The sequence below is a fragment of the Brachybacterium sp. NBEC-018 genome (assembly GCF_024860185.1).
GTDB classification, from domain to species: domain Bacteria; phylum Actinomycetota; class Actinomycetes; order Actinomycetales; family Dermabacteraceae; genus Brachybacterium; species Brachybacterium rhamnosum.
This window is the reverse complement of sequence record NZ_CP100650.1, coordinates 3,225,764-3,248,369: the sequence shown is the minus strand read 5'-3', so window position 1 is coordinate 3,248,369 and position 22,606 is coordinate 3,225,764. Positions and strand designations below refer to the sequence as shown.

At 74.2% G+C, this 22,606-nt stretch carries 19 protein-coding genes; 17 read left to right on the top strand and 2 right to left on the bottom strand.

All coding sequences use genetic code 11. The features are described from left to right. Positions 1-77 precede the first annotated feature (77 nt). Complete coding sequence (locus NLU66_RS14735) at positions 78-2,327, bottom strand: HelD family protein (protein WP_259360379.1); 2,250 nt, start codon at positions 2,325-2,327, stop codon at positions 78-80. A 134-nt stretch (positions 2,328-2,461) separates the two neighbouring features. Here NLU66_RS14735 and NLU66_RS14730 point away from each other — a divergent pair, with 134 nt between their 5' ends. Next, positions 2,462-3,421 (top strand): proteasome assembly chaperone family protein, encoded by a 960-nt coding sequence (locus NLU66_RS14730; protein WP_259360378.1) that lies wholly within the window; start codon positions 2,462-2,464, stop codon positions 3,419-3,421. Positions 3,422-3,547: 126 nt separating this feature from the next. Further along, on the top strand, positions 3,548-3,751 hold the full coding sequence (locus NLU66_RS14725) for a cold-shock protein (RefSeq protein WP_137771232.1): 204 nt from the start codon (positions 3,548-3,550) through the stop codon (positions 3,749-3,751). Positions 3,752-3,869: 118 nt separating this feature from the next. Here NLU66_RS14725 and NLU66_RS14720 read toward each other — a convergent pair whose 3' ends face one another. Continuing rightward, positions 3,870-4,718 (bottom strand): spermidine synthase, encoded by an 849-nt coding sequence (locus NLU66_RS14720; RefSeq protein ID WP_259360377.1) that lies wholly within the window; start codon positions 4,716-4,718, stop codon positions 3,870-3,872. Positions 4,719-4,869: 151 nt separating this feature from the next. Here NLU66_RS14720 and NLU66_RS14715 point away from each other — a divergent pair, with 151 nt between their 5' ends. The 15 genes from NLU66_RS14715 to NLU66_RS14645 all read left to right on the top strand — a co-directional run bounded on the left by NLU66_RS14715 (position 4,870) and on the right by NLU66_RS14645 (position 22,452). Beyond that, a complete protein-coding gene (locus NLU66_RS14715; protein WP_259360376.1) occupies positions 4,870-5,325 on the top strand; it encodes an SAV_6107 family HEPN domain-containing protein in 456 nt (151 codons plus the stop codon). Positions 5,326-5,382: 57 nt separating this feature from the next. Beyond that, positions 5,383-6,684, top strand: a complete 1,302-nt coding sequence (dinB, locus tag NLU66_RS14710; protein ID WP_259360375.1) for a DNA polymerase IV — start codon at positions 5,383-5,385, stop codon at positions 6,682-6,684. Positions 6,685-6,820: 136 nt separating this feature from the next. Next, the gene (locus NLU66_RS14705) at positions 6,821-7,216 is read left to right on the top strand and encodes a DUF3040 domain-containing protein (protein WP_137771228.1); all 396 of its coding nucleotides are present in this window, start codon (positions 6,821-6,823) and stop codon (positions 7,214-7,216) included. Positions 7,217-7,706: 490 nt separating this feature from the next. Continuing rightward, complete coding sequence (gene mraZ, locus NLU66_RS14700; RefSeq protein WP_137771227.1) at positions 7,707-8,138, top strand: division/cell wall cluster transcriptional repressor MraZ; 432 nt, start codon at positions 7,707-7,709, stop codon at positions 8,136-8,138. Positions 8,139-8,309: 171 nt separating this feature from the next. Next, positions 8,310-9,299 (top strand): 16S rRNA (cytosine(1402)-N(4))-methyltransferase RsmH, encoded by a 990-nt coding sequence (rsmH, locus tag NLU66_RS14695; protein ID WP_259360374.1) that lies wholly within the window; start codon positions 8,310-8,312, stop codon positions 9,297-9,299. A gap of 1 nt (position 9,300) precedes the next feature. Then, entirely contained in the window at positions 9,301-9,816 is a 516-nt protein-coding gene (locus tag NLU66_RS14690; RefSeq protein WP_259360373.1) for a septum formation initiator family protein, read from the top strand. Positions 9,817-9,929: 113 nt separating this feature from the next. Next, complete coding sequence (locus tag NLU66_RS14685; protein WP_259362600.1) at positions 9,930-11,621, top strand: peptidoglycan D,D-transpeptidase FtsI family protein; 1,692 nt, start codon at positions 9,930-9,932, stop codon at positions 11,619-11,621. Further along, on the top strand, positions 11,615-13,183 hold the full coding sequence (locus NLU66_RS14680; protein WP_416232162.1) for a UDP-N-acetylmuramoyl-L-alanyl-D-glutamate--2,6-diaminopimelate ligase: 1,569 nt from the start codon (positions 11,615-11,617) through the stop codon (positions 13,181-13,183). Before NLU66_RS14685 ends, NLU66_RS14680 begins: the two co-directional genes overlap by 7 nt. Before the next feature lie 2 nt (positions 13,184-13,185). Then, on the top strand, positions 13,186-14,652 hold the full coding sequence (locus tag NLU66_RS14675; RefSeq protein ID WP_259360371.1) for a UDP-N-acetylmuramoyl-tripeptide--D-alanyl-D-alanine ligase: 1,467 nt from the start codon (positions 13,186-13,188) through the stop codon (positions 14,650-14,652). Continuing rightward, positions 14,649-15,749 (top strand): phospho-N-acetylmuramoyl-pentapeptide-transferase, encoded by a 1,101-nt coding sequence (gene mraY / locus NLU66_RS14670; RefSeq protein WP_259360370.1) that lies wholly within the window; start codon positions 14,649-14,651, stop codon positions 15,747-15,749. The genes NLU66_RS14675 and mraY overlap by 4 nt, the downstream gene beginning before the upstream one ends. Further along, complete coding sequence (gene murD / locus NLU66_RS14665; RefSeq protein ID WP_259360369.1) at positions 15,746-17,245, top strand: UDP-N-acetylmuramoyl-L-alanine--D-glutamate ligase; 1,500 nt, start codon at positions 15,746-15,748, stop codon at positions 17,243-17,245. Before mraY ends, murD begins: the two co-directional genes overlap by 4 nt. Further along, positions 17,242-18,621 carry a putative lipid II flippase FtsW gene (gene ftsW, locus NLU66_RS14660; RefSeq protein WP_259360368.1) on the top strand — a complete coding sequence of 460 codons (1,380 nt, stop codon included), beginning with the start codon at positions 17,242-17,244 and terminating at the stop codon, positions 18,619-18,621. Before murD ends, ftsW begins: the two co-directional genes overlap by 4 nt. After that, positions 18,618-19,703 (top strand): undecaprenyldiphospho-muramoylpentapeptide beta-N-acetylglucosaminyltransferase, encoded by a 1,086-nt coding sequence (gene murG / locus NLU66_RS14655; protein ID WP_259360367.1) that lies wholly within the window; start codon positions 18,618-18,620, stop codon positions 19,701-19,703. The genes ftsW and murG overlap by 4 nt, the downstream gene beginning before the upstream one ends. A gap of 35 nt (positions 19,704-19,738) precedes the next feature. After that, positions 19,739-21,241: a UDP-N-acetylmuramate--L-alanine ligase gene (gene murC, locus NLU66_RS14650; RefSeq protein WP_259360366.1), complete on the top strand. Its 1,503-nt coding sequence runs from the start codon at positions 19,739-19,741 to the stop codon at positions 21,239-21,241. 473 nt (positions 21,242-21,714) lie between these two features. Beyond that, positions 21,715-22,452, top strand: coding sequence for a cell division protein FtsQ/DivIB (locus NLU66_RS14645; protein WP_259360365.1), 738 nt, complete (start codon positions 21,715-21,717; stop codon positions 22,450-22,452). Positions 22,453-22,606 lie beyond the last annotated feature (154 nt).

Sequence of the window (22,606 nt, the reverse complement as noted above, 5' to 3'; positions counted from 1 at the left end):
CCCGCCCCGAGCGGAGCCTCCCGCCCGCCCCGGGCCGCGGGACGCCGGGCACCGTGGGGGCACAGGGCGCAGGAGGCTCAGCCGCCGACGCCCTCCGGCAGGTCCCGGGCGTGCACCACGCCCAGATGGGTCGTGGGCCGGGTCATCGCGACATAGAGGTCCCCGGCGCCGTGCTGCTCCACGAGCTCCGCCGGCTCCACGACGACGACCGCGTCGAACTCGAGGCCCTTCGCGTCCTGAGCGCTCATCACCGCGATCTCGTCGTCGACACCGGAGGATCCCAGCCCGATCCGTCCCTGTCCGGACACCGCGCCGTGCTCCTGGAGCGCGCGGGCCACCTCGCCGATCCGCTCCGGGGCCGTGATCACCGCGGTCCGGCCGGTCCGGCCGTCGCGCCAGGACAGGACCGCCCGGGCGGCGCCCGCGGCGAGCTCGTCCGTTCCCACCCTGAGGATCTCCGGGTCGCTCGCGCCCTCGCGCACCGAGCTCACCGTCGTGACCGGCAGATCGTGCGCGGCCGCCATGGCGAGGGCCCGCTCCATGATCCGGGCCGGCGTGCGGTAGTTGACCGTGAGGTTCTCGACCTGGAGACGGTCCTGCACGTACGGGGAGAGCGCGGCGGACCACGAGGAGGTCCCGCCCGCGGAGGAGGTCTGCGCGACGTCGCCCACGACGGTGAACGACTTCGTCGGGCAGCGGCGCATGAGGGCGCGCCAGCTCATGGGGGAGTGCTCCTGCGCCTCGTCGACCACGACGTGGCCGTAGGTCCACGAGCGCTCGGAGGAGGCGCGCTCGGCGAGGGAGCGCCCGTCGCGGACCCGCGTGACCTGGTCGGCGAGGTCCTCAGCGCGCACGATCCCCGAGCTGTCCACGTTCTCGAGCACGCGCCGGGCGTACTCGACGTCCGCCGCACGCCGGGAGGCGGCCTCCTGGGCGCGGGCCTCGTCGGGCGCGGAGTCCTCCCCGAGGAGCTCGGCGACCTCGTCGAGCAGCGGCACGTCCTCGACGGTCCAGGGCTCGTCCTTGCCGCGCACGAGGAGATGCACGTGGTCGGCGAGAGAGCGCGGGGCGGCCTCCTGCAGGCGGTCGGGCCGCGAGAGCAGGATCCGCAGGAAGCCCTGCGGCGAGTAGGGGAGCCAGGCCAGGTTCAGCGCCCGGCGCACGTCGGGATCGCTCCGCAGATCGGAGAGGAGGTCGCCGCGGTCCTCGGGGACCACGGTGCGCCCCTCGGCGGCGAGCGCCTTCTCGTAGCGGGTGACGAGCCGGTTGAGCGCGGCGCGCACGAAGACCGCGCGCGCGGCGTTGTGGGGCTTGTGCCCCGAGCGTGCCTCGCGCCGGGCGCCGCGCACGTCGTCCCGGCTGAGCACGAGCTCGGTCCCGTCGATGCGCAGGCGCACGTCCTCCGCGGGGATGCGCTGGCGCTGCTTGACCGCACGGGAGAGCAGCTCGGCCATGTCGGCGTGGCCCTTGATGCGGGCGACGGGGTCCGGATCGTGCAGCGTCGTCTCGACGCCGGGGTACAGGGTCCCCGGCGTGGTCATCACGACGCCGGACTCGCCGAGGCTCGGCAGCACGCGCTCGATGTAGCGGAGGAACCCCTGGGTGGGGGCCATGATCAGCACGCCCGTGTGCTCGAGACGGCGGCGGTGGGTGTAGAGCAGGTAGGCCGCGCGGTGGAGCGCCACGGCGGTCTTGCCGGTGCCCGGCCCGCCCTGGACCACGAGCACGCCACGGTTCTCGGAGCGGATGATGCGGTCCTGCTCGGCCTGGATGGTCGCGACGATGTCGCCCATGCGTCCGGTGCGGCGCTCGGAGACCGCGGCGAGCAGGGCGCCCTCGCCCTGGAGGACCACGTCGTCCCCCTCGGCGAGCACCGTTGGGTCCAGGACGTCGTCCTCCAGGCCGGTGATTGTGCGGCCGCGGCTGATGAGGTGGCGCCGCAGGCGCACCCCCTGCCGGTCGGCGCTGGTGGCCTGGTAGAAGGGGGCGGCGGCGGGCGCCCGCCAGTCCACGAGCATCTGCTCGCGCTCCGCGGTGAACAGGCCGATGCGGCCGATGTACCGCCGGGCGTCCTCCTCGGTGTCGAGCCGCCCGAAGACCACGCCGTGGGACACCGAGCGCAGCAGCGCGAGGCGGTCCTCGTACAGCGCCATGAAGGAGTCCCGCTCGGAGCGGTTCTGATGGGTGGAGGCGTGCTGGGACGCCTGGATGCTCTCGAGGTTCCCCTCGACCTGGATGATGAGCTCGTCGAGCCGTGCGTAGAGTCGATCGGCGTGCGTCTGCTCACGCGCGATCTCGCGACGGATCTGCTCCTCGGCGTCGTCCACGGACCTGCTCCCCCTGACGGTTCCACTCCTGCCGGCCGCCGACCGAGGACATCGGGCCGGCGGAGCGCGGTGGTCCATTATGGTGGACGCGCCTGGGTGCGCGCGCCACCCGTCGGCCCGGGAGGAGGGGACAGATGCGGGATCCTCGGGATCTGTATTCGTTCGAGGCCTCGGAGCTGCTCGAGGCGGTGCCCCGGGAGGGTCTCACGCTCGTCCACGCGCTGCCCGGCATGGTCGACGCCGGGAACGCCTGCCGCATCGCGGCGACCTATCTCCGCGACGAGCTGCGCCACGTCCGGCTCGTGAGCTTCGACGTCGATGAGCTGCTGGACTATCGCGGCTCCCGCCCGCAGGCGGTCTTCGACGGGGTCTCCTTCCAGAGGGTCGAGATCCCCGAGCTCACGCTCTCGCTCATGTACGACGACTCGGACCGGCCGTTCCTGCTCCTGGACGGGCCGGAGCCCGATCTCCAGTGGAAGCGGCTCGCCCAGGCGATCGTGGACCTCGTGGAGTTCTTCGGCGTGCGCCGGGTGGTGGGGATGCAGGCCGTCCCCATGGCCGTTCCGCACACCCGCCCGATCGGTCTGTTCGCGCACGCGAACGATCCCGAGCTGCTCGGCGGCCGGGACCGTCGCCCGCCCGAGGGGTCGCTGCGGCCCGAGGAGGGCGCGGAGATCGTGATTCCCGCCGGCTTCGGTGCGCTCCTCGAGGTCGAGCTGGGCCGCGCCGGTCATCCGGCGATGGGCTACGCGGCCCAGGTGCCGCACTACCTGGCCCGCACGGACTTCCCCGCGGGCGCGCTCGCGCTGCTGCGCCGGGTCTCCGGAGGAGCGGGGCTGGACCTGCCGCTCGTGGCGCTGGGGGACCTCACGGACGCCGCCGGTGCGGCCCTCGAGAGCACTCTCGAGCGCAACGCCGAGGTGGGGCAGGTCGTCAGCGCCCTGGAGGAGCAGTACGACGCGGACCGTGACGAGGAGGGGTCCCCGCTCGCGACGACGGTCGACATGCCGACCGCGGACGAGATCGGTGACCACTTCGAGCGTTTCCTCGCGGATCGTGACGGCGACGGACGGGAGTCCCCGCCGTCGCTGTGATCACCCCGGCCCCTCGGGGTCGGGACCGCATGTGAACAGCGCCACCTCCGTGCCAGAATGGTCGCTCCGCAGCAACGGGGTCGCACGGGCGGCCGCCGCAGGACGCACACGAGGAGAAGGACAGGTATGGCACAGGGCTCGGTCAAGTGGTTCAACGCCGAGAAGGGCTACGGGTTCATCGAGATCGACGGCGGCGGCGCCGACGTCTTCGTGCATCACAGCCAGATCGACATGGACGGCTACCGCTCGCTGGACGAGGGTCAGCGTGTCGAGTTCGAGGTCGCCCAGGGCGACAAGGGCCCGCAGGCCGAGCAGGTCCGTCCGCTCTGATCCCGCGCGTCGCCGGACGCCCGCGAGGGCCGGCACGGAGCATCGCTCCGGGCCGGCCCTCGTCGCGTCCCGGACCGGACCCCGCTGAGGCGGGTGCTCGGGGCGCTGCCCTCGGCGCTCAGTGCTCGAGGACGCGGCCGGAGCGGCGCAGGGCGGTGACCTGCTCGGGTCGCGCGAGGCGCACCGAGACGGCATCGGAGCGGAGCGCCCGGTCCAGGCCGTCGGGGAGCGGGTGCGCGCTCGCGAGGAGCACGGCGTTGCCTCGGCGCTTCCCGCTGAGGTGGGCGGGCTCGGCGATGACGCCCACGTGCTCGAACACGGCGGAGAGCGTCGCGACCTCGTCCGCCAGGAGCCCGGTCCCCGGGGCGGCCGCGCAGTTCGCGAGGTAGAGCCCGCCCTCGCGGAGCACGCGGGCGGCGTGTTCGGCGGCCCCGCGGGACACGAGGGAGTCCGGGGTGCGGTCCCCGGCGAAGACGTCGCGCACGAGCACGTCGAAGCGGTCCTCGCGCCAGTCCGCGAGCGCGACGGCCGCGTCGTCGACCCGGATGCGCAGCTGCGGGGAGCGGGGGAGGTCGAACCAGGTGCGCACGTGCTCGGCGAGCAGGGCGTCGAGCTCGACGACGATCTGCCGGGACCGCGGCCGGGAGGCCGCGACGGCCCGGGGCAGGGAGCAGCCCCCGCCGCCGAGGTGCGCGAGCTGCGCGGCGTCGTCACCGGAGTCGCCGAGGTGGAGGTCGATCGCGAGGAGCATCCACCGCATGTACTCGAAGACGAGGTGCCGCGGGTCAGGATGCAGATGGGAGGAGGGAACGCCGTTGACCTCGAGGAGCACGGAGCCGTCGCTCTCCTGCTCGAGCCGCACGACGCCGGTGGAGACGGGGACGACCTCGCCGAGGGGGCCGAGGTGCGGGAAGGGGCTCGAGCCGGCGGAGGAGGCGCCGGAGCGGCGTCGGGCACGTGGGGGCATCACCCCACTCTAGGAGGCGGCGGTCGGATCGTTCCTCCCCAACGTCCCGTCGTCCCCATGCCGACGGCAGGCGGCTCGTCCGTCGCACCCCCTTCGTAGCGTGGGGGACATCCCGGGAGCGCCCCGGGAGGACCGATGGCAGGAGGAGCGGATGACCGGCAGCATCACGACCCCGCGGGGCGGCGCACGGCGCGGCCCCCTCCACCGCTTCGATGAGGACCAGGCGGATCTCGAGCGCGCGCGCCAGCTGCTCACCGCGGCGCGGGAGCGCGAGGACACCGACCCTCGCGGCGCCTTCGAGCTCGTCCACCGTGCCGCACTGCGCGGCGCCGGGATCCTCGTGGCCCGGGCCAACCGCGAGCGCCGCCGCAAGCTGCCGCTGAACGTGTGGGCGGCGCTCGAGCGGATGGGGCCCGCCGAGCGCGACCGCGCGCTCGCGCTGGTGCCTCTCGTCGCGGAGAGGATGCGGCTGGACCGCGACCCCCGGGCGATGCCGGAGCCCGAGCTCCTCGCGAGGCACCTCCAGGACACCGCCGCGCATCTCGAGGCGGTGGGGGAGATCCTCCTCGAGGATCTCCCGGGCTCCCTCACGGCGCTCGCCGGCTGAGCGGTCCTGCGCGCTACAGTGCGCGGGCGGGATCGAGCACATGAGCAAGGAGCGGTGATGGGCGCGCAGCACGGCGAGGTCACGCCCGGGGGCGCCCGCGAGTCCGAGCGGTCCGAGGCGCCCGAGCCCCTCGAGCAGCCCGGGATCCTCCACCTCGACATGGATGCGTTCTTCGCCTCGGTCGAGGTGCGCGACGCCCCGGAGCTGGCCGGGCTTCCGGTGGTCGTGGGCGGCGAGGGACGTCGCGGCGTGGTCGCGGCGGCGAGCTACCCGGCGCGCGAGCGGGGGATCCGCTCCGCGATGCCGATGGCGACCGCCCGGCGCCTGGCGCCGGACCTCGTGATCGTGCCGCCGCGGATCGGCGTGTACCGCGAGATCTCCGCCCAGGTGATGGGAATCCTCGGCGACGTCGTCGCGGACGTCGAGCAGATCAGTGTCGACGAGGCCTTCCTCGACGTCCGGCCCGCGCGACGGCTCTTCGGGCCGCCGGAGCGGATCGGCGCCCTGCTGCGGGAGCGGATCCGCTCGGAGCTCGGCCTGCCCAGCTCCGTGGGCGGCTCCGTCTCCCGCGCCGTCGCGAAGATCGCCTCCGCGCGGGCGAAGCCGGACGGCATGCTCATCGTCCCCGCGGCCCGGACGGCGGAGTTCCTCGCCCCGCTGCCCGTCTCCGTCATCTCGGGGGTCGGTCCGCGGGCGGTGCAGGGGCTCGAGCGCCTCGGCGTCCGCACGATCGGTCAGCTGCGGGAGCTGCCGCCCGCGGCGCTCTCCCGGGTGCTCGGTCCGCAGGCCCCGCACGTCGCCCGGCTCGCGGACGGCACCGACCGCACCGGTCTGGGGCGCCGTGTGCGCGACAGGTCGCTCGGCACCGAGCGCACCTGGGACGAGGACCTCGTGGACCCCGTCGACATCCGTCGTCGGATCACCGTCATGGCGGACGAGGTCGCCCGCCAGCTCCGCTCCGGCGGCTTCGTCGCCCGCACGGTGACGCTCAAGCTCCGCGGGCCGGACGGCACGACCCTCACCCGCTCCTCCACCCTCTCCCAGCCCACCTCGAGCGGCGAGCGGCTGCGGGAGCACGTCGTCGCCCTGTGGGAGCGGGAGCGCGCCGGCATGCCGAGGGTCCGACTGGCCGGTGTGCGGGCCTCCCACCTGGAGCCCGCGGGAACCGCCGGGAGACAGGCCGAGCTCGTCGGCCGCACCACGGGATGGACGGATCTGGAGGCCGCGATGGACCGGGCGCGGGACCGGTTCGGCAGCGGCTCGCTCTCCCGCGGATCGACGCTGCCCGGTGCGGCGCCGGCGCCGACGCCCCCGCCGCCCGTGCCCGATGAGAGCCCGAACGCCCTCGAGTTCCCATAAGGCGCATGCCCGTCCTAGAATGGGACGACCGCCGACGGAGGCGCACGGGACCGGCCATCCGGCCGGGACGAGGACGTTCTCCGGGACGGCGGGGACGCCCCAGGGCGTGACAGGACGGGGACGAAGGAGCGGGACCATGCCGCTGTCGGAGCACGAGCAGAAGATGCTCGAGGAGATGGAGCGCCAGCTCTTCGCCGATGACCCGCGCCTCGCGCGGGCCTTCTCATCGGGACGCGCTCGGCGCCGGAGCGGCCGGCGGATCGCCGTCGGCCTGGCCGGTGTGGTCGTGGGCCTCGTGGTCCTGGTCCTCGCGGTGGCCCTTCCCGCGGTCTGGCTCGGGGTCCTCGCCTTCCTGATCATGCTCGCCGGAGCGGTGTACGCGGTGACGACCCCCGCGCGCCGCGGCGGGGACGAGTCCGGCGACGGCGCGACACCGGCCTCGCCTCCCTCCCCGGGGGACCGCAACGGCCGCTTCATGAACCGCATGGAGCAGCGCTGGGAGAAGCGCTCCGGGGACGACCCCCGCCGCTGAGCCCCACCTGCGCCGGCCCTCCCGGGACGGCGCCCCGCGCGGCCCCGGTCGACCGCCGCCGGCCCACGCCCGGCGGTGACCCGCCCGGCCTCCTGACCCACCCGCTGCTGACGCCCCGGCTCCCACGAGCCGGGGCGTCGTCATGCCCGGCGTCGATCAGGCTCCTCCCAGGTCCCCACTTCGCTCCACCGGAGCCCTCCACATCCCTCCACCTGCTGCCCTCGGACCCCGCGCGTGCCGATGACCTGCATCAACACTGCGGCGACCGTGGGGGAGTGCTGCCGGGAGCGGCGTCCTGACCGTCCGGGCGGCGCGCGCGGCGCGTTTTCCCTCCACTTCACACCCCACCCTGTGACCTGCACTGATGGGTCGGATCGGGGGCGAAAAGGGCTGTTCGCTGGCGGAGGGTGGGGGGTAGTGGGGTAAAGTGGAGGGCGTAGGGAGGAGAACGGTTCGGCTCACGAGTCCAGGCAGCTGAAGGAGGTCCGAGATGTTCCTCGGGACCTTCACGCCCAAGCTCGATGAGAAGGGCCGCTTGATCTTCCCCGCGAAGTTCCGTGACGACCTCGCCGGAGGACTGGTCATGACTCGCGGTCAGGAGCACTGCATCGCCGTGTACCCGATCGGGGAGTTCCGCCAGAAGCTCGAGGAGGCCCGTCGGGCGCCCACCACCGATCGGCGCACCCGCGACTACCTGCGAGTGCTGCTGTCCGGAGCGGAGGACGTCATCCCGGACAAGCAGGGCCGCATCACCATCCCGGGCCATCTGCGCACCTACGCGGAGCTGGATCGGGAATGCGCGGTGATCGGCGCGCTCGACCGGCTCGAGATCTGGTCCCTCCCGGCGTGGGAGACCTACCTCGAGCAGAAGGAGGAGGGCTTCGCGCAGACCGCGGAAGAGGTGGTTCCCGGCCTGTTCTGAGGTGGCCCCCACGGACCTCCGTCCTGCGAGACCTCTCGTCGTTCCCGCCCCGAAACAACTTCCCCGGTGGCGGGTCGGGAACGACGGGGCATCTGGCCGGACGGCCTCCGGGCCCACGCATCAGCCGGCAGTCAGCACGAGAGACACGAGAGCACGAAGGGGAGGGCAGCCATGGACAGCCAGAGCGCGCCGGCCGACGACCGCCACGTCCCCGTCCTCCTGGACACCTGCGTCGACCTCCTCGCCCCCGCGCTCGCCGCGGAGGGCGCCGTGCACGTCGACGCGACCCTCGGCATGGCCGGCCATGCGATCGCCGTCCTCGACGCGGCGCCCGGCGCGCGGCTCGTCGGCATCGACCGCGACCCGCAGGCGCTCGAGCTGGCCCGCGAGCGGATCGCCCGGGCCGGGCACGCCGATCGGGCGACCCTCGTCCACGCGACCTACGACGAGATCCCGGCGGTCCTCGCCGATCTCGGCATCCCCGCGGTGCAGGGCGTGATCATGGACCTCGGGCTCTCGAGCTTCCAGATCGACACCGCCGAGCGCGGCTTCTCCTACGCGGCGGACGCGCCGCTGGACATGCGGATGGACACCTCCTCCGACGGCCCCACCGCCGCGGACCTCCTCGCGGAGCTGCCCGAGGCGGAGATCGCCCGGATCCTCCACGAGCTGGGCGACGAGCGGTTCGGCCGTCGGATCGCCCGCCGGATCGTCGAGCAGCGGGAGACCGCGCCGATCACCCGCAGCGGCGAGCTCGTGGCCCTGCTCGAGAAGGCGATCCCGGCCGCATCGAAGGCGAGCGGAGGCCATCCCGCCAAGCGCACCTTCCAGGCGCTGCGGATCGCCGTGAACGAGGAGCTCGAGATCCTCACCCGCGCGATCGACGGGGCCCTCGACTCCCTCGCCGTAGGCGGCCGGATCGTCGTGGAGTCCTACCACTCCGGGGAGGACCGCCTCGTGAAGACGGCGTTCGGCCGTCGGATCCGCTCGAGCGCTCCCCCCGGGTTCCCGGTCGAGCTCGACGAGCACAAGCCCACCTTCTCCCCGCTGGTCCGCGGCGCCCTCCAGGCCGACGAGACCGAGCGGGAGCACAACTCCCGCGCCGCCAGCGTCCGGCTGCGCGCCCTCACCCGCACCCGTCCCGACCACGGAGCACACTGACATGGCAAGCACCACCGCCGTCCGCGCCGCCGCGGTCCGACCCGCCCGCACCGCACCCCGCCCCGCGCCCGCCCCGCGCCCGCGGCTGACGATCCTCTCGCGGCCGCGCACCGCCGGCAGCCCCCTGCCGTTCACGGCGCTGTGCACGCTCATCGTCGTGGCGACCCTCGCGACGCTGCTCTACCTCAACATCCAGATGTCGGACACGAGCTACGAGATCACCCGCCTGCAGTCGCAGTCGCAGAGCCTCACGCAGGAGAAGCAGGCGCTCGCCGAGACGAACGAGCGTCTGGGCACCCCGCAGGAGCTCGAGCGGCAGGCCCGCGAGCTCGGCATGGTCCCCGTGAGCGAGCCCGCCTACATCGACCTCTCCACGGGGAAGGTGCTCGGGGAGAGCACCCCGACCGCGGGTGACGCGGCCGTCGCCGACACGCCGTCCGCCTCCTCCGCGGTGCCCCCCGCCGAGATCTACGATCAGCCCAGCAGCTATCACGGCATGGGCAACGAGGGGGACTGATCGTGGCCACGTCCCGTCGGACCGATCGACGCACGCGGACGTCCCGACCGCGCCTTCCCGCGGCCCAGGTGGGCACACCGGCCGTCCGGCACCGCCTCGTGCTCAGCATGATCATGGTGGCGGTGCTGGCGCTGTCCGGCCGCCTGCTGTGGGTGCAGGGCCTGGACGCGAGCGCGCGGGCCCAGGAGGCCATCGACGCCCGCACCACGACCCGCACCATCCCCGCCCTGCGCGGTGACATCACCGACCGCGACGGCACCGTCCTCGCGAGCTCGGTGGAGCGCTTCGACCTCTGGGTCAACCAGCGTCAGGTGAGCACCTACCAGCAGGACGACAAGGAGGCCGTGGCCGCCGGCGACACCGGCGTGAAGGCCGCCGCCGAGGCGCTCGCCCCGGTGCTCGGCTGGACCGTCGAGGACACGCAGAAGGCGCTCACGGGGGACAAGGGATTCAAGTACCTCCAGAAGAACGTCGAGCCGGCCGTGCGCAACGCCGTCATCGCGCTCAAGATCCCGGGCCTCGGCGCGGACCGCGTCGCGGACCGCCTCTACCCGGCGGGCTCCGTGGGCGGCAACGTGCTCGGCTTCGTCGGCGCGGACGGCGCCCCGCTCGCCGGTGCGGAGCTCTCCTACGACGACCTGCTCGCCGGCACCAACGGCAAGACGACCTACGAGCGCGGCGCGGGCGGCCAGATCATCCCCACCGCGACGCAGTCCACCACCGCGGCCGTGGACGGCTCCGACCTCGTGCTCACCCTGGACCGCGACCTCCAGTGGAAGGCGCAGGAGATCATCGCCTCCGCCGTGGACCAGTGGGGCGCGACCGCCGGCAGCATCGTCATCCTCGACGCCCACACCGGCGAGGTGCTGACCCTCGCCGAGGCGCCCACCTACGATCCCAACAGCCCCGAGGCGGACTCCTACCTGGGCAACCGCACGGTCTCGGACGTCTACGAGCCGGGCTCCACCGGCAAGCTGTTCACCCTCGCCGCCGCCCTCGAGGAGGGCACGGTCGACATGGACAGCCAGTACACCGTGCCCTACACGATGTCCTTCAACGGGGAGCGCATCAAGGACTCCCACTCCCATCCCACCCAGAAGCTGACGCTCGCGGGCGTGCTCAAGAACAGCTCGAACGTGGGCACCGTGCAGATCTCCGAGACGCTCTCCGACCAGACCCGCTACGACTACCTCAAGGCCTTCGGGCTGGGGGAGACGACGGGCGTCGGGCTGCCCGGCGAGTCCAAGGGCATCGTCCACGACCCGTCGGACTGGACCGGCCGCACCAAGTACACGACCGCCTTCGGCCAGGGCTACGCCGTGACCGCGCTCCAGATGGTCTCCGCGATCAGCACCTTCGCCAACGACGGCGTGCGCGTGCAGCCGCAGATCGTCAAGGGCGTCAAGGAGGAGGACGGCAGCGTGCGCTCCCTCGGCGAGCCCACGCAGACCCGCGTCGTCTCCTCGGAGACCTCGCAGAAGATCCTCGAGCTCATGGACAACAACGTCGTGGACGACGGCAAGACCAACGGGGACGTGCCCGGCTACGCCGTCGCCGCGAAGTCCGGCACCGCCCAGGTGCCCGGGGAGAACGGCGGGATCACCTACACCGCCTCCTTCATCGGCACCGCCCCCGCCGACGATCCCGACATCGTCATCGGCGTGACCCTGTTCGGGCTGAACTCCTTCATCTCCGGCACCACGGCGGCCGCCCCCGCCTTCTCGCAGATCATGGCCTACACGCTGCAGAACCAGGGGATCGCGCCGACGGGCAAGCCCGGCCGCGAGCTGGAGAACGAGTGGTGAGCGCCGCCGTCCCCGAGCCCGCCCGCCCCCGCAGCCCGCGCGGACTCGGCGCCCCGGAGCTCGCCCGCACCCTCCACGCCGCGCTGCCCGCGGAGGCCGAGGGGAGCGTCCTCACCGGCGTCACCCTCGACTCCCGCTCCGTGCAGCCCGGTGACCTCTACTGCGCCCTGCCCGGTGCCGTGACCCACGGGGCGCGCTTCGCCGCCCAGGCCGCGGCCGCCGGCGCGCTGCTCGCCCTCACCGACGACTCCGGCGCCGAGGACTGCGCGCGGGCCGGCCTGCCCGCGCTCGTGGTCGACGACCCCCGCCGCGACACGGCCCGCGCCGCCGCGCTCGTGCTCGGCGACCCTGCCGAGCAGCTCGGCACCATCGGCGTGACCGGCACGAACGGCAAGACCTCCGTCACCACGATCCTCACCGGCGCGCTGCGCCACCTGGGCCGCAGCGCCGGGGTCGTCGGCACGTCGGGCACGAGCTACCGCGACGCCCGCGGCGGGGACCACGCGATCGGCACCGTCCGCACGACGCCCGAGGCCCCCGAGCTCCACGGACTCCTCGCCCGGATGGTCGAGGACGGCGTCGAGGTGGCCGCGATGGAGATCTCCTCCCACGCGATGGTGCTGCACCGCGCGGACGGCGTGGTGCTCGACGCGGCCTGCTTCACGAACCTCAGCCAGGACCACCTGGACTTCCATCCCACGATGGAGGACTACTTCGCCGCGAAGGCGATGCTGTTCACCCCCGAGCACGCCCGCCTCGGCGTGGTGTGCGTGGACGACGACTGGGGCCGCCGCCTCGCGGACTCGGCCCCGATCCCGGTGACGACCTACTCGGCGACGGGCCGGCCGGCGGACCACCAGGTGCGGGACATCCGCGCCGAGGGCTTCGGCAGCGAGTTCACCGTGGTCTCCGCGGCGGGGGAGCGCACGCTCCGCGCGGCCCTGCCCGGTGTGCACTACGTCGCCAACACGCTCGCCGCCTCCCTGCTGCTCGAGGCCGTCGGGATCGCCGGCCCGGAGGCCGACGCCGCCCTCGCGGAGGCCGGCACCGTCCCCGGCCGCATGGAGCTCGTCGCCGAGCACCCCGTGCGCGGGGTCGTCGACTACTCGCACACCCCCGACGCGCTCGAGAAGGCCCTCGCGACCCTCCGCACCGTCCCCGGCACGCGGCGCCTGATCGCCGTGATGGGCGCCGGCGGGGACCGCGACCGCGGCAAGCGCCCGCTCATGGGCGAGGTCGCCGCCCGACTGGCCGACGTGGTGATCATCACCGACGACAACCCCCGCTCGGAGGACCCCGCGGCGATCCGCGGCGAGGTCGCCGGCGGCGTGCCCGCCTCGACGAGTGCGCAGGTCCACGAGGTGGACGGCCGCGGTGAGGCGATCGCCCTCGCGGCGCGTCTCGCGGACGTGGGCGACACCATCCTCGTGGCCGGCAAGGGGGCGGAGACCGGTCAGACGATCGGCGGTATCGTCCATCCGTTCGACGATCGTGCCGTGCTGCGCGACGCCCTCGCCGCTCGAGGCGCGTCGACGCGGACGGACCAGGACGGAGAAGGCTGAGCATGCTCGAGACCACCTCCCGCGACATCGCGGGCATCACCGGGGGCCGCCTCGTGGGCGGGGCCACCGGCGAGGAGACGGTCACCGGCGAGGCCCGGATCGACTCCCGAGAGATCGCCGCCGGCGACCTCTTCGCCGCCTTCGACGGCGAGCACGTCGACGGCCACGGCTTCCTCTCCCGCGCGCACGCCGCCGGCGCCGCGCTCTCCCTCGTCTCCCGGGAGACCGACGGCGAGCAGTCCGTGCCCGCCGTGCTCGTCCCGGACGTCGGCGAGGCGCTCTCGGCCCTCGCCCGCGCCCAGCTCGAGCGCGCCCGCGCCGAGCGCGAGGACCTCGTGGTGCTCGCGGTCACCGGCAGCGCCGGCAAGACCAGCACCAAGGACCTCCTGCGCCGGGTGCTCGGGACCGCCGGTGAGGTCGTCGCGACCCACGCGAGCCTCAACAACGAGCTGGGCCTGCCGCTCACGGTGCTCCGACTCACCCCGACCACGCGCTTCCTCGTGCTCGAGATGGGCGCGCGCGGCATCGGCCACCTCACGCACCTCACCGGGATCGCCCGGCCCGACGTCTCCCTCGTGCTCAACGTGGGCAGCGCCCATCTCGGCGAGTTCGGCGGGGTCGAGAACATCGCCGTCGCCAAGGGCGAGCTCGTCGAGGCCCTCGCGCCCGAGGGGCGCGCCGTGCTGAACACCGAGGACCCGCGCGTCGCCGCCATGGCCGCCCGCAGCCAGGCACCCGTGACCACCTGGGGCTTCGCCTCCGGTGACGTGCGCGGCGCCGCGCTCGGCCTCGACGAGGACGCCCGCATCAGCTTCACCCTCGAGGTCCCGGAGGGGCTCACGCGCCTGGACGGCTCGACCGTCCCCGCCGGCTCCTTCCCGGTGCGGCCCGACCTCCTCGGCGAGCACCAGGCCGCGAACGTGCTCGCCGCGCTCACCGGCGCGCTCGTCGCCGGCGCCGACCCGGCCGCGGCGACCGCCGCCCTCGAGGACGCGCGCCTGGACTCCGGACAGCGCATGGAGGTCCATCGCGCCGGCGGGGCGATGATCATCGACGACGCCTACAACGCGAACCCCGACTCCATGCGGCAGGCGCTCAAGACGCTCGCGCACCTCGGTCGGGGGCACCGCACGATCGCCGTCCTCGGCGAGATGCTCGAGCTCGGCCCGGACGGCGTGCGCCTGCACGACGAGATCGGCCGGCTCGTGGTGCGCCTGAACATCAGCCAGCTGTACGTGGTCGGGGACGGCGCCGCCGCGATCCATCACGGCGCGAGCCTCGAGGGCAGCTTCGGCGGGGAGTCCGAGTACCTGGACACGGTCGAGGAGGCCATCGCTGTGCTAGAACGGGAGGTGGCGCCCGGTGACGTGGTGCTGCTGAAGTCGTCCCGGGACGCCGGCCTGCGCCGGATCACCCCGCCCCTGCTCGATCACCTCGCGCAGCCCGTCCACGGAGGAGTCCAGGAATGATCGCGATCATCATCGCGGGGGCCCTCGGTCTGGCGCTCTCCGGCCTCGGCACCCCGCTGTACATCAAGGTGCTCGTCAAGCGCGGCTACGGCCAGTTCATCCGTGACGACGGCCCCACCTCGCACGCCACGAAGCGCGGCACCCCCACGATGGGCGGCGTGGCGATCATCCTCGCGACGCTGCTCGCCTACGGGATCACCCACCTCGTGCTGTGGACCAGCCCCTCCATCACCGTCGGCCTCGTGCTGCTGCTCATGGTGGGACTCGGGATCGTCGGCTTCCTCGACGACTACATCAAGATCTCCCGCCAGCGGAGCCTGGGCCTCACCGCCCGCGCGAAGCTCATCGGCCAGTTCGTCGTCGCGACCGGCTTCGCGGTGCTCGCACTGCTGTTCGCGGACTCCGACGGCAACGCCCCCGCCTCCTCGGCGATCTCCTTCGTCCGGGACATCCCCTGGCTGGACCTCGCCTTCGGCGGCACCGTCGTCGGCTTCATCCTCTTCGCGATCTGGGCGAACTTCCTTGTCGCCGCCTGGTCCAACGGGGTGAACCTCACCGACGGCCTCGACGGCCTCGCGAGCGGCGCGACGATCCTGTTCACCGCTGCGTACCTCATCATCTCGTTCTGGCAGTGGCGCCAGGTGTGCAACGTCGACCTCGAGGCCGGCGGCCTCGTGCACTGCTACGGCGCCCGCGACCCGCTGGACACGGCGGTGCTGTGCGCGGCGATCATCGGCGCCCTCGTCGGCTTCCTGTGGTGGAACACCTCTCCCGCGAAGATCTTCATGGGCGACACCGGCTCCCTCGCGCTGGGCGGCGCCCTCGCCGGCCTGACGATCGTCACCCGCACCGAGATCCTCGGCGCGATCATCGGCGGCCTCTTCGTCATCATCGCGCTGTCCGTGATCATCCAGGTCACGACCTTCAAGCTCACCGGCAAGCGCGTGTTCCGCATGGCACCGCTGCAGCACCACTTCGAGCTCAAGGGCTGGAACGAGGTCACCATCGTGGTCCGCTTCTGGATCGTGGCCGGCATCCTCGCGGGCGTGGGCCTCGGGATCTTCTACCTCGACGCGCTGCCGGGGCTCGCCTCGTGACCGGCCTCCCTGCCGTCGAGGACCGCCCCTGGCCCGGACTCGACGTCAGCGGCGTGCGCGTGCTCGTCGCCGGCTTCGGGGTCTCCGGCTACGCGGTCGCGGACCAGACCATGCAGCGCGGCGCCCAGGTGCTCGTCGTGGACGGGAAGGACACCGAGGAGGTGCGCGAGCGCGCCCGCATCCTCGAGGTGCTCGGTGTCGAGGTGCGCCTCGGCGCGGAGCACACCACGGCGCTTCCCGCCGATCGCGAGATCGACCTCGTCGTCACCTCTCCCGGCTGGCGCCCCGAGCAGCCGCTGCTCGCCGCGGCCGCGGCGGCGGGCATCCCCGTGTGGAGCGAGATCGAGCTGGCGCGTCGCATGCAGGCGGAGGACGGCCCCGCCTGGCTCGGCATCACCGGCACCAACGGCAAGACCACCACGGTCACGATGCTCGAGTCGATCCTCCGGGCGGCCGGGCTGCGCGCGGTCGCCTGCGGGAACGTGGGCCTCCCGGTCATCGAGGCGGCGCTGGACCCCGAGGGCTTCGACGTGCTCGCCCTCGAGCTCTCGAGCTTCCAGCTGCACTGGACGGAGCACCTCCGCTGCGAGGCCGCGACGATCCTCAACGTGAGCGACGACCACCTCGACTGGCACGGCGGCGCGGAGGGCTACGCCCGCGCCAAGGGCCGTATCTACGACCAGGTGCGCACCGCCTGCGTGTACTCCGTCGCCGATCCCGTGACGCTGCAGCTCGTGGAGGACGCGGACGTCGTCGACGGCGCCCGTGCGATCGGCGTGACCCTCGGTGCCCCCGGGCCCTCGGAGCTCGGTGTCGTCGACGGGCTGCTCGTGGACCGCGCCTTCGTGGAGAACCGACGCACCCACGCCGCGGAGCTCACCTCCCTCGAGGACCTCGCCCACCTGGGCGCGCACGGCGCACCGCCGCACGTGGTGCTCGACGCCCTGCACGCCGCGGCCCTCGCCCGCGCCCACGGGGTGCCCGCCCACGCCGTGCGCGACGGCCTGCGCGCCTACCGCCTGGGCCGCCACCGGGCGGAGACGATCGCCCGCGTCGACGACGTGGTCTACGTCGACGACACGAAGGCGACGAACCCGGCCGCCGCCCAGGCCTCCCTCGCCGCCGCCGAGCGGATCGTCTGGATCGCCGGCGGCGACACCAAGGGGGCCGACGTCGACGCGCTCGTGTCCCGCGCCGCCCCGCGGCTCGTCGGCGCGGTGCTGCTGGGCCGTGACGCGAGCCCCTTCCTCGAGGCCCTCGCCCGACACGCGCCCGAGGTCCCCGTGGTCCGCGTCGAGGCGGGTGACACTGGAGCCGTCGCCGCTCGCGAGCGCCTCATGGAGGAGGCGGTGGGGCACGCCCATCGCCTCGCCTCCGCCGGGGACGTCGTGCTGCTGGCGCCCGCCGCCGCCTCCATCGACCAGTTCCGTGACTACGCGGAGCGGGGGGATCTCTTCGCGGCGGCCGTGTCCCGACTGCCAGGAGAGCACCGATGACCATGCAGGAGTCACGTCGCTCCACGCGGGTCGTGCGTCCCGACGAGGAGCAGCCGCTCGGCAGCATCGGCTCCCGCGTCAAGGAGGGCGTGGGCAGCTGGCTGAAGTCCCCGGCCCTCGACTTCTACGGCCTGATCGTGGTGGGCGCGCTGCTCATCGGGGTGGGCCTCGTGATGGTGCTGTCCTCCTCCGCCGTCATCAACATCTCCAAGGGGCTGTCCGGCTACGCGGGCCTGTTCCGCCAGGGCACCTTCGCGATCCTCGGACTCGTGGTGCTCGTCGTCGCCGCGCTGCTCCCGCCCTCCTTCTTCCGGCGGGCGGCCTGGCCGCTGCTGTTCCTGGGGCTCGTGCTGCAGTCGCTCGTGCACACGCCGCTCGGCATTGGCAAGGACGGCAACACGAACTGGATCCTCATCGGCGGGCAGACCCTCCAGCCCTCGGAGTTCCTCAAGCTCGCCCTCGCCGTGTGGCTCGGCGCAGTGCTCTCGACCAAGCAGAAGCTGCTGAACCAGCCCTTCCACCTCGCGATCCCGATGGTGCCCGGCGTGATCGCCGCCCTGGGGCTGGTGCTCTCCGGCCACGACCTGGGCACCGCCCTGGTCATGGCGATGCTCGTCGCCGGCGCCGTCTGGGTCTCCGGGGCGCCGCGGCGCTGGTTCGCCCTCGCCGCGGGCCTGGGCCTCGTCGGCGTGCTCGCGCTGACGTTCACGAGCGCGAACCGCATGCACCGCATCGGCAACTGGCTCACCGGCACCTGCGAGAACGACAGCTGCTACCAGTCCGACCAGGGCCTCGCCGCCCTCGCGGGAGGCGGCTGGTGGGGCGTGGGCATCGGCGAGTCCCGCCAGAAGTGGGGCCTGCTCCCCGCCGCGCAGGACGACTACATCTTCGCGATCATCGGCGAGGAGCTGGGCCTGATCGGGACGCTCGGCGTGCTCGCGCTGTTCACCGCGCTCGCCCTGTTCATGTTCCGCATGATCACCCGCATCGACGACCGCTTCCAGCAGATCACCGTGGCCGGCATCAGCTGCTGGCTGCTGGGCCAGGCCTTCGTCAACATGATGGTGGTGACCGGCCTGCTGCCCGTGCTCGGCGTGCCGCTGCCGTTCATCTCCTCGGGCGGCTCCGCCCTCATCGCCTCCATGGCCGCGCTCGGCGTGCTGATCTCCTTCGCCCGCCGCGAGACCGGGGCGGCCGAGGCGATCAGCGCACGCATCGGTGTGGTGCGCCGCTCCACGAGCGTGCTCCCCGCCCCGCGTGATGCGAGCGCGGGCACCTCGCGCCGCGGCCGCCGCGGCACGGGCCGCGGCGGGTCCGCCCGCACCTCCCGCTCCGATGCGGGCTCCCGTCCCCGAACCCGGAAGGGCTCCCGATGACCCGCGCACCCCGCGTGCTCCTCGCCGGCGGCGGCAGCGCCGGCCACGTCTCCCCGCTGCTCGCGACCGCCGCGCAGATCGCCGAGCAGAGCCCGGAGGCGGAGATCCTCGTCCTCGGCACGGCCGACGGCCTCGAGGCGGATCTCGTGCCCGCCGCGGGCCTCGAGCTCGCCACGATCGAGAAGGTGCCCTTCCCGCGCCGCCCGAACGGCGCCGCGCTGCGCTTCCCCGGCCGCTTCTCCGGCACCCTCCGGCGCGTCCGCGCGCTCATGGAGGAGCGGGGGACGGACGTCGTCGTCGGGTTCGGCGGCTACGTCTGCCCGCCCGCCTATCTCGCCGCCGCCCGCTCGCGGGTCCCGCTCGTCGTGCACGAGGCGAACCGCCGCCCGGGCCTCGCGAACCGCCTGGGCGCGCGTCGTGCCGCCGCCGTGCTCACCGCCTTCCCCGGATCGACCCTGCCCGGCGCCCGCCGCATCGGCATGCCCATGCGCGAGGGCATCGCCCACCTGGACCGCGCCGCGCACCGCGCCGGGGCGCGCGAGCGTCTGGGCCTGGACCCCGAGCGCCCCGCCCTGCTCGTCACGGGAGGGTCCCTCGGCGCCCAGCGGCTGAACGAGCAGGTCTCCGCCGCCGCGCAGGACGTGCTCGACGCCGGTGGGCAGATCCTCCACGTGACCGGCAGGGGCAAGACCGCCGGCGTCCAGGAGCGGCCCGGGTACCGCGTGCTCGAGTACGTCTCCGCGATGGAGGACGCCTACGCCGCCGTGGACCTCGCCCTCACCCGCTCCGGGGCGGGCACCGTCAGCGAGCTCACGGCCGTCGGCCTGCCCTCCGTGCTCGTCCCGCTGCCGATCGGCAACGGGGAGCAGGCGCTCAACGGCGAGGACGTCGTCGCCGCCGGCGGCGCGCTCATGGTCCCCGACGCGCAGCTCGACGCGGCGTACCTGCGCGAGCAGGTGCTGCCCCTGCTCCTGGACCGCGAGCGGCTCTCGAGAATGGCGGATGCCGCGCGCGGCTTCGGCATCACCGACGCCGCCGAGGTGCTCGCGGAGATCGTGATCAGCGCCGCACGCCGCGCCTGAGCGGCGGCCCGCGCGGCGCGGATTACGGTGGGTCCATGACCTCCGCGGCCCCTTCCCCTCGCACCGTCCTGCGCCCCGGGGCGGTGATCACCCAGCCGGCATGGCCGGAGGGTGAGGTCCGCTCCGTGCACGTCGTGAGGATCGGCGGGGCGGGGATGTCCGCCGTCGCCCGGCTCGCCCTCGAGGCGGGGCTCGCGGTGAGCGGATCCGACTCCCAGGACGGCCAGTTCATCGCGCCGCTGCGCGAGGCCGGGGCGCGCATCGGCATCGGCTTCGACGCCGAGCTCATCGCACCGGACTGCGACCTTCTCATCGTCTCCACCGCCGTGCGGGCGGACAACCCCGAGATCATCGCCGCCCACGAGCGCGGCATCCCCGTGATCCACCGTGCGGCGGGCCTCGCGGGTCTGCTCGCCTCCCGGGACGTCGTCGCGATCGCCGGCACCCACGGGAAGACCTCGACCACGGGGCTCGCCGTCAGCGCCCTGCGCGGCGCGGGCCATGACCCCGCCTGGGCGCTCGGCGCGGCGGTGCCGGACCTGGGCCGCAACGCGGGCTTCGCGGCGGATCCGGCGACCGGCGCGAGCGCGGGCGAGTCCCTCGCGGTCGTCGAGGCCGACGAGTCCGACGGCTCCTTCCTGGCCTTCCGTCCTCGCGCGCTCGTCGTGACGAACCTCGAGGCCGACCACCTCGACTTCCACGGCGACGAGGAGACCCTGACCGCCGCCTTCGACGCCCTGACGACGCAGATCGTCGACGGCGGCGCGCTCGTGGTGTGCGGTGACGATCCCGGCGCCCGCGCGCTCGGGCAGCGCGCCGCGGCCCGCGGCACGCGGGTGCTCACCTACGGCACGGCGCCGGGTGCGGACTGGCGCATCGTCACGGAGACGCCGGGGGAGCGCGGGGCACGCGCCGAGGTGGAGAGCCCGCGGGGCCCGCTGCTGCTGGACCTCGCCGTCGCCGGGCACCACAACGTGCTCAACGCCGTGGGCGCCCTCGCGGCCGCCGCCGAGGCGGACCCGGAGTCGCCGCTCCCGCAGCTCGCCGCCGGGCTCGGCACCTTCAGCGGCGCGTCCCGCCGCTTCGACGTCGCCGGGACCGTCGCCGGCGTGACCGTCGTCGACGACTACGCCCACCATCCCCGCGAGGTCGCCGCGACGCTCGCCGCCGCCCGCGGCATCGTCGAGGGCGCCGGGCGCGGGGGCCGGGTGCTCGCCGTCTTCCAGCCGCACCTGTACTCCCGCACCCGCAGCTTCGCGGGGGACTTCGCCGCCGCCCTCGGCGCCGCGGACCTCGCCTGGGTGCTGCCCGTGTACGGCGCCCGCGAGGATCCCGTCCCCGGGGTCGACCAGCGCACGATCACCGACCTCGCCCCGGCCGGGACGCTCACGCCGCTGGAGGTCGGCGAGGAGGCCGCCGGGCAGGTCGCCGGCGCGGCCCGCGCGGGCGATCTCGTCCTCATGCTCGGCGCGGGCGACGTGGTCGAGCTGACCCCCGGCGTGCTCGCCGCCCTCGAGCAGAGCGCGCAGGAGCGCTGATGGCCCGACGTCCCACGGCGCCGCGGCCCGTCGCGCCGCGCACCCCGGCCTCGCGACCCGCGGCCCCGCGGTCAGCGGCCCCGCGTCCTGCGACACCGCGTCCCGAGACGCCGCGACCCTCGTCCTCGACGGCGCCGTCGGCCCCGTCCCCGTCGGCATCGCGCACGTCCGCCTCGTCGGCGACCTCGCCCGCGGAGCCCGCGGGCACGGACCGTCCGGTCGTGAGGACTGCGGGCGACGCACGCTCCACGACCGGGGTCTCCCGGCCCGGGCGTGCCCGGCGTTCGCCGTCCGGCGCGGGCCGGCGGCCCTCGGGCGGTCCCTCCTCGACACGGCCCGCGGCTCGCGCCGCCGGGTCCGATCACGTCGCCGCTCCTGCACCCCGCGGAGGGGGACGGGCCGTCGGCCGCGCCCGCGCGGAGGACCGCACCGCGACGTCGGAGCAGGCCGCCCGGCAGCCGGGGCGCGGCGGCGTGATCCAGGCGGCGGACCGCTTCCGCGACCTCGTCCGCGCGCGGCCCTGGCGCCGCCGGCGTCGCGCGATCCTCGTGACCGCCGCCGTCGTCATGGCGCTGCTCGTGGTCGCCCTCGTCGCGGCCGTGACGCTGCCGGTGCTCTCCGTGCGGCAGGTGCAGGTCGAGGGCCTCGGCTACGTGCAGGAGTCGGCCGTCGACGAGGCGGTCGAGCCCTTCCGGGGTGACAGCGTGCTGCTGCTCGGCACCGGCGCCGTGGAGTCCGCGGTGGAGGAGGTGCCCGGGGTCGCGACCGCCGAGGTGCACCGCTCCTGGCCGGACGGCATGAGCATCACCGTCACCGAGCGCACGGCGATCGCGAGCGTAACCCAGCAGGACGGCGCGACCGTGCTGCTCGACGCCGAGGGGACCGAGCTGCCCGAGGGGGCGGGGGAGGGCGCCTCTCCCGTCCCGCTCACGGTCGCGGCCGACGCCGCCGATCCCGACGGCGCGCAGGCGGCGATGATCGACGTCCTCGCCCAGATGCCGGGCTCGCTGCGCACGGGCATGACCGGGATGACGGCCTCCTCCCCGAGCGACGTCTCCTTCACGCTCGAGCTCGAGGACGGCGGCACGAAGACGATCGTGTGGGGCGATGCGGCGGACGCCGATCTCAAGGCGGAGGTCGTCCGGGCGCTGCTGGCCGAGCCCGGATCCGAGATCGACGTGTCCTCGCCGGTCGCCCCGGTGACCCGCTGACGTGAGACTCGTCCGTTCCCGCGCACGACACGCGGGTGCGGTCGTTGCGCCGGGACGGGAGGGTCCCTAGCGTCGAAGGGACGGAGAGGCGCCCCGATCCTCGAACCTCAGGTGGAGGTTGAGGGTTGAGGGTTCGGCCCTCTCGGCAGGCGAA

What these genes read in the sequence shown, in the direction of transcription:
- ftsW (WP_259360368.1), top strand. Translation starts at nt 17,242, where the DNA reads ATGACCATGCAGGAGTCACGTCGCTCCACGCGGGTCGTGCGTCCCGAC.
- NLU66_RS14685 (WP_259362600.1), top strand. Translation starts at nt 9,930, where the DNA reads ATGGTGGCGGTGCTGGCGCTGTCCGGCCGCCTGCTGTGGGTGCAGGGC.
- NLU66_RS14725 (WP_137771232.1), top strand. Translation starts at nt 3,548, where the DNA reads ATGGCACAGGGCTCGGTCAAGTGGTTCAACGCCGAGAAGGGCTACGGG.
- murC (WP_259360366.1), top strand. Translation starts at nt 19,739, where the DNA reads ATGACCTCCGCGGCCCCTTCCCCTCGCACCGTCCTGCGCCCCGGGGCG.
- NLU66_RS14720 (WP_259360377.1), bottom strand. Translation starts at nt 4,718, where the DNA reads ATGCCCCCACGTGCCCGACGCCGCTCCGGCGCCTCCTCCGCCGGCTCG.
- NLU66_RS14675 (WP_259360371.1), top strand. Translation starts at nt 13,186, where the DNA reads ATGCTCGAGACCACCTCCCGCGACATCGCGGGCATCACCGGGGGCCGC.
- NLU66_RS14730 (WP_259360378.1), top strand. Translation starts at nt 2,462, where the DNA reads ATGCGGGATCCTCGGGATCTGTATTCGTTCGAGGCCTCGGAGCTGCTC.
- rsmH (WP_259360374.1), top strand. Translation starts at nt 8,310, where the DNA reads ATGGACAGCCAGAGCGCGCCGGCCGACGACCGCCACGTCCCCGTCCTC.
- murG (WP_259360367.1), top strand. Translation starts at nt 18,618, where the DNA reads ATGACCCGCGCACCCCGCGTGCTCCTCGCCGGCGGCGGCAGCGCCGGC.
- NLU66_RS14705 (WP_137771228.1), top strand. Translation starts at nt 6,821, where the DNA reads ATGCCGCTGTCGGAGCACGAGCAGAAGATGCTCGAGGAGATGGAGCGC.
- NLU66_RS14690 (WP_259360373.1), top strand. Translation starts at nt 9,301, where the DNA reads ATGGCAAGCACCACCGCCGTCCGCGCCGCCGCGGTCCGACCCGCCCGC.
- dinB (WP_259360375.1), top strand. Translation starts at nt 5,383, where the DNA reads ATGGGCGCGCAGCACGGCGAGGTCACGCCCGGGGGCGCCCGCGAGTCC.
- mraY (WP_259360370.1), top strand. Translation starts at nt 14,649, where the DNA reads ATGATCGCGATCATCATCGCGGGGGCCCTCGGTCTGGCGCTCTCCGGC.
- NLU66_RS14715 (WP_259360376.1), top strand. Translation starts at nt 4,870, where the DNA reads ATGACCGGCAGCATCACGACCCCGCGGGGCGGCGCACGGCGCGGCCCC.
- mraZ (WP_137771227.1), top strand. Translation starts at nt 7,707, where the DNA reads ATGTTCCTCGGGACCTTCACGCCCAAGCTCGATGAGAAGGGCCGCTTG.